This window comes from Microbacterium sp. Bi128, assembly GCF_918698205.1.
Window position 1 is genome coordinate 1 of sequence record NZ_CAKKMM010000386.1, and the last position, 4,173, is coordinate 4,173.

The following is a 4,173-nucleotide window of genomic DNA, read 5'->3' on the forward strand; positions in this document are numbered from 1 at the left end:
CGCAACGGCGATCGTGCGCATCGCGCGCCGCGGTCGAGCGGACGACTGCAGTGCGGACCACGCGCACGCGGCGCATGCGATCGCGAGGACCGCCACCTTGACCGCGAGCGAGGCCGGCAGCGGCACGATCGTCGTCACTCCCGCCACGGCGACGGCCACGACGAACGCGCACACGGACGGCCACAGTACGCGGCCCCCGTCGAGGGTGCGGACCGCCACGAACAGCAGCAACGGCACGAGCACCATGCACATGTCACCGACGGCGAGCGAAGGGCGCCCTCCCCCGCTCCCGTAGACGAGGTACAGGGCACTCGCCCCGACGGCGGCGACCCCGGATGCCGCCGCGTACCGCAGGAACAGGGTGAACACTCCCGGCGCCCCGACGTGCGGCATCGCGACGAACAGCACACCGGCGACGACCGCGACGCTGAGCCCGAGGAGAGCGAGCGACAGAGCCATCGCACCCACCTCCCCCGTCTCACCGCCCGCTCCCACGCGGAGGCGAGGACTCAGCGTAGCTCGCGACATCGGCGGATCCGGACGTGTTCACCGCATCGTTAGCCCCCGCTGTCCTCGGCCCCTTCGCTTTACGCTGGATCGATGCGTTTCCACGTCGAACAAGTCGATCTCGACGATCCGCGAGCGCTGGCGCTCCGCGGCATCCTGGATCTCGATCTCGACGAGCGCTACCGCGAGGCCGACGCGGACGACCCGCCCGAGGTGGCCGCGCAGCGCAACGCCGCCCTCGCGACCCACCCCGCGCAGGTCGTCGCGACGCTTCTGGCGGTGGATGCCGATGGCTCGGCGCTCGGACACGTTCTGCTGCGTCGCCTCGGCGAGGAGTGGGAGCTGAAGCGTCTGATCGTCACCGCGGCCGCGCGCCGACGCGGCGTGGGTCGCGCGTTGACCGATGCGGTGGTGACGCGAGCCCGCGACGGCGGCGCCCGGCGCGTGATCCTGCAGAGCGGGAGGATGCAACCCGAGTCGCTGGCGCTCTACGCCGCCGCGGGCTTCACCCCGATCCCGGTGTACGAGCCGTACATCGCGACGATGCCGGACTCGCTGTGCTTCGAGCGAATGCTCTGACCCGCGCGCGCCGTCACCCGCCGACGAACCGGAACGCCCCCGTCGCGACGGCGACGGACAGCGCCACGCCGATCAGCACCACGGCCCCGACGAGGGCGACCGCGTCCCGCGGGTGCAGCCGCGAGGGACGCGCCCACGTGCGCTCGGTGTCGGCGCCGAAGCCGCGGGCCTCCATCGCCGTCGCGAGCATCGTGCCGCGGCGCACGGCGAAGACGAGCAGCACGAAGGCCATCGAGAAGAACCGTCGGAGGGCTCCGCGGTCGCCGAGACCGCGCGCTCGTCGGGCGAGGGTCATCGTCCGCCAGTCGTCGACGAAGAGTCCCACCGTGCGGGCGCCGGCGAGCACACCGAGCACGAACCGGCTCGGGAGCTTCGCCACCTGCGCTAAGGCGTCCGCGAGCTCGGTGGGGTCGGTGCGGCCGAAGAGGAGGATCGTCGGCAGCCCCAGCGCCACGACGCGCACGAGCACCGCGATCGACAGCGCGATCGAGTCGTCGCTGATCGTGGCGAACAGGAACTGTCCGTAGACCGTGCCGCCCGGCCGCGCGTACAGCAGCATGCTGAACGCCGCGATCGGCGCGAACACCGCGACGGGGATGAGTCGGCGCAGCACCGTCGCGTACGTCAGCCCCGTGAGTGGGACGCACAGGAGTTCGAGCACGACGGCGGTCGCGGCGCTGACGGCGTCGAGCGTGACGAACAGCGGCACCGAGAGCACGAGGGCGATGACGATCCGCGTGACCGGATTGACACCGTCGAGCCACGCGATCGCCCGCGCCGGACGCGTGAGGAGCCCGGTCATGCGGCACCCCCGAGGTCGATCCGGTGCTGCCCGAGGTGCCGGACGACGTCCGCGTCGTGCGTGACCGCGACCACGGTGCGACCGCGCGCGATCTCGCGCTGCAGCAGGCCGACCAGTTCGCTCCATCCCCGCCGGTCCTGACCGAACGTCGGCTCGTCGAGCACGATCACCGCGGGCGACGACGCGAGGACCGTCGCCACCGAGAGGCGGCGCTTCTGTCCGCCCGAGAGCGTGAAGGGGTGGGCCTCGGCGAGGGATGCCAGATCGAGCCGTTCGAGCAGCTCGTCGACGATCGCGTCGACCTCGGCCGCCGGCATCCGCAGGGCCCGGGGACCCACCGCGAGTTCGTCGCGCAGAGTCGACGCGAGGAACTGGTGCTCGGGCTCCTGGAACACCGTGCCGATGCGGGTGAGCAGCTCGGTCGACCGCCAGCGCGACGGGCGGCGCACGCCCCTCGCGGCGAGCGCCGCGGAAGCGACCACTTCGCCGGAGAGTTCGGGCAAGAGCCCCGCGAGGGTCAGGGCGAGCGTCGACTTCCCGGCACCGTTCGGCCCCGTCACCACCGTCCCCGCGCCCTCGGGTACGGCGAGGTCGAGACCGGAGAGCACGGGCGTGCGCCGCTCGCGGCCGATCGTGAGAGAGGTCGCCGAGAGCGCGGCATCCGTCATCGACGAGACCGGCGGCAGCACCGGAAGGTCGACCGGGCGCCCCGGCACCCACACCCCCGCCGCGGCGAGCGCGTCGCCGTGTTCGGCGAACACCCACGCGGGCGGACCGTCGGCCAGGAGCCCCCCGCCCGGAGCGAGCACGATCACGCGGGTGACGAGGTCGGCCCACACCGCGGTCCGGTGCTCGATGAGCACGAGGGTCGTCTCGCCGCGGTCCACGATCCTCCCCACCGCGGCGCGCACCTCGCGCACCCCGTCGGGGTCGAGGTTGGCCGTGGGTTCGTCCAGCAGCAGCAATCCCGGCCGCATCGCGAGCACGCCCGCCAGCGCCAGCCGCTGTTTCTGCCCGCCCGAGAGCGCCTTCGTCGGGCGGTCGAGGGGCACGTCCAGACCCACGGATGCCATCGCCTCGGCAACGCGCGCCGGGATGAGGGCGGGCGGCACCCCGAGGTTCTCGCAGCCGAACGCCACGTCGTCGCCGACCTTGGACAGCACGACTCCACCCTCGGGGTCCTGCAACACGAGGCCGATGCGGCCGCGCTGGGACTCGGGGGCCGCGCCGTCGACCCGGATGGCGCCCGTCGCCTCGCCCTCGTCGCTGCCGCCGAGGAGTCCGGCGAGCCCCGCGAGCAGCGTCGACTTGCCCGCTCCGGACGCCCCGAGCAGCAGCACGCGCTCACCGGGTTCGATCACGAGGTCGACGTCGCGGGTCGCCGGCAGCCGCCGACCGGCGTACCGCCACCCCCAGCCGTCGACCTCGACGCGCGCCGGATGCGGCATCAGACCTCGCGGCGGCGTTCGCGTCCCGCGGCGAAGCGGCTGAGCGCGCCGCTGGCGGCGAGGGCGCGCACCAGCAGCCATCCGACGAGGCCGGCGAGCAGAGCGCCCGAGACGACGAGTGTGCCGAGGTAGAGCAGGTTGAACTCGACGGTCTTGAGGATGTTCGGCGAGCTGCCGACGAAGAACTCCAGCACCCACGCGCCGATACCGGCGCCCGCACCCGCGAGCATCGCGACCGGGAGCGTGAAGCGCAGATAAAGGAACGCGAGGAAGATCAGTTCGGCGCCGAGTCCCTGCGCGAGCCCCGAGAAGATCGTGCTGATGCCCCAGACGTTGCCGATGAGGGCGGACACGATCGCGGCGACGAGTTCGACCAGCAGCGCCGCACCGGGCTTGCGGATCACGAGCCCGCCGACGACACCGCCGAGCAGCCAGATGCCGACGGCGATGCCGCCGAGGCCGGGTGTCAGGCCGTCCATCGCGGCGAACCAGAGGCCGCCGACGGTGTTCCAGCCCCAGAAGACGAGGCCGATCGCGACACCGAGCACGGCGGCGACGACGATGTCGACGACCCGCCAGCGGAAGCGGTCGGACGTGGCGACGGCGGAGGCCGTCCGGGCAGACGTGGACGTGTGCATTGTTTCTCCTCCCTGCGCCGGCATGATCCGGATCAGGTTCGACGGTCGAAGCGTGGATCGCTTCCTCTCAGCCCGGCTCACCGGACTCCCGTGGTTGTGGTTCCCGAGTATAAGCCGGTGGCCGGGGTAGCGTGGGCGGGTGCACGACCAGACCCCGGCCACACGGCGCGAGCTGCGTGACCGGGACGCGGAGCCGGAC

The 4,173-nt window shown here is 72.8% G+C and carries 5 protein-coding genes and 1 riboswitch; of the genes, 1 reads left to right on the forward strand and 4 read right to left on the reverse strand.

What is annotated here, in order from left to right; translation table 11 throughout:
• Positions 1 to 459, reverse strand: a 459-nt coding sequence (locus LQV45_RS19535) for a hypothetical protein (protein ID WP_230008441.1), incomplete at its 3' end; no start/stop codon positions are given.
• 141 nt (positions 460 to 600) lie between these two features.
• Here LQV45_RS19535 and LQV45_RS19540 point away from each other — a divergent pair.
• Positions 601 to 1,086, forward strand: coding sequence for a GNAT family N-acetyltransferase (locus tag LQV45_RS19540; protein ID WP_230008442.1), 486 nt, complete (start codon positions 601 to 603; stop codon positions 1,084 to 1,086).
• Between the two features lie 13 nt (positions 1,087 to 1,099).
• Here the strand turns inward: LQV45_RS19540 and LQV45_RS19545 are convergent, their stop codons facing one another.
• From LQV45_RS19545 to LQV45_RS19555, 3 genes are all read right to left on the reverse strand, one after another.
• Positions 1,100 to 1,888 (reverse strand): energy-coupling factor transporter transmembrane protein EcfT, encoded by a 789-nt coding sequence (locus LQV45_RS19545; protein WP_230008443.1) that lies wholly within the window; start codon positions 1,886 to 1,888, stop codon positions 1,100 to 1,102.
• Positions 1,885 to 3,336 carry an ABC transporter ATP-binding protein gene (locus LQV45_RS19550; RefSeq protein WP_230008444.1) on the reverse strand — a complete coding sequence of 484 codons (1,452 nt, stop codon included), beginning with the start codon at positions 3,334 to 3,336 and terminating at the stop codon, positions 1,885 to 1,887. The genes LQV45_RS19545 and LQV45_RS19550 overlap by 4 nt, the downstream gene beginning before the upstream one ends.
• The gene (locus LQV45_RS19555) at positions 3,336 to 3,974 is read right to left on the reverse strand and encodes an ECF transporter S component (protein ID WP_230008445.1); all 639 of its coding nucleotides are present in this window, start codon (positions 3,972 to 3,974) and stop codon (positions 3,336 to 3,338) included. The genes LQV45_RS19550 and LQV45_RS19555 overlap by 1 nt, the downstream gene beginning before the upstream one ends.
• Positions 3,967 to 4,076: riboswitch (TPP riboswitch) on the reverse strand. Its footprint overlaps the gene before it by 8 nt.
• Positions 4,077 to 4,173: the final 97 nt, after the last annotated feature.

Coding starts and splice junctions, on each gene's coding strand:
- LQV45_RS19540 (WP_230008442.1), top strand. CDS start 601: ATGCGTTTCCACGTCGAACAAGTCGATCTCGACGATCCGCGAGCGCTG.
- LQV45_RS19545 (WP_230008443.1), bottom strand. CDS start 1,888: ATGACCGGGCTCCTCACGCGTCCGGCGCGGGCGATCGCGTGGCTCGAC.
- LQV45_RS19550 (WP_230008444.1), bottom strand. CDS start 3,336: ATGCCGCATCCGGCGCGCGTCGAGGTCGACGGCTGGGGGTGGCGGTAC.
- LQV45_RS19555 (WP_230008445.1), bottom strand. CDS start 3,974: ATGCACACGTCCACGTCTGCCCGGACGGCCTCCGCCGTCGCCACGTCC.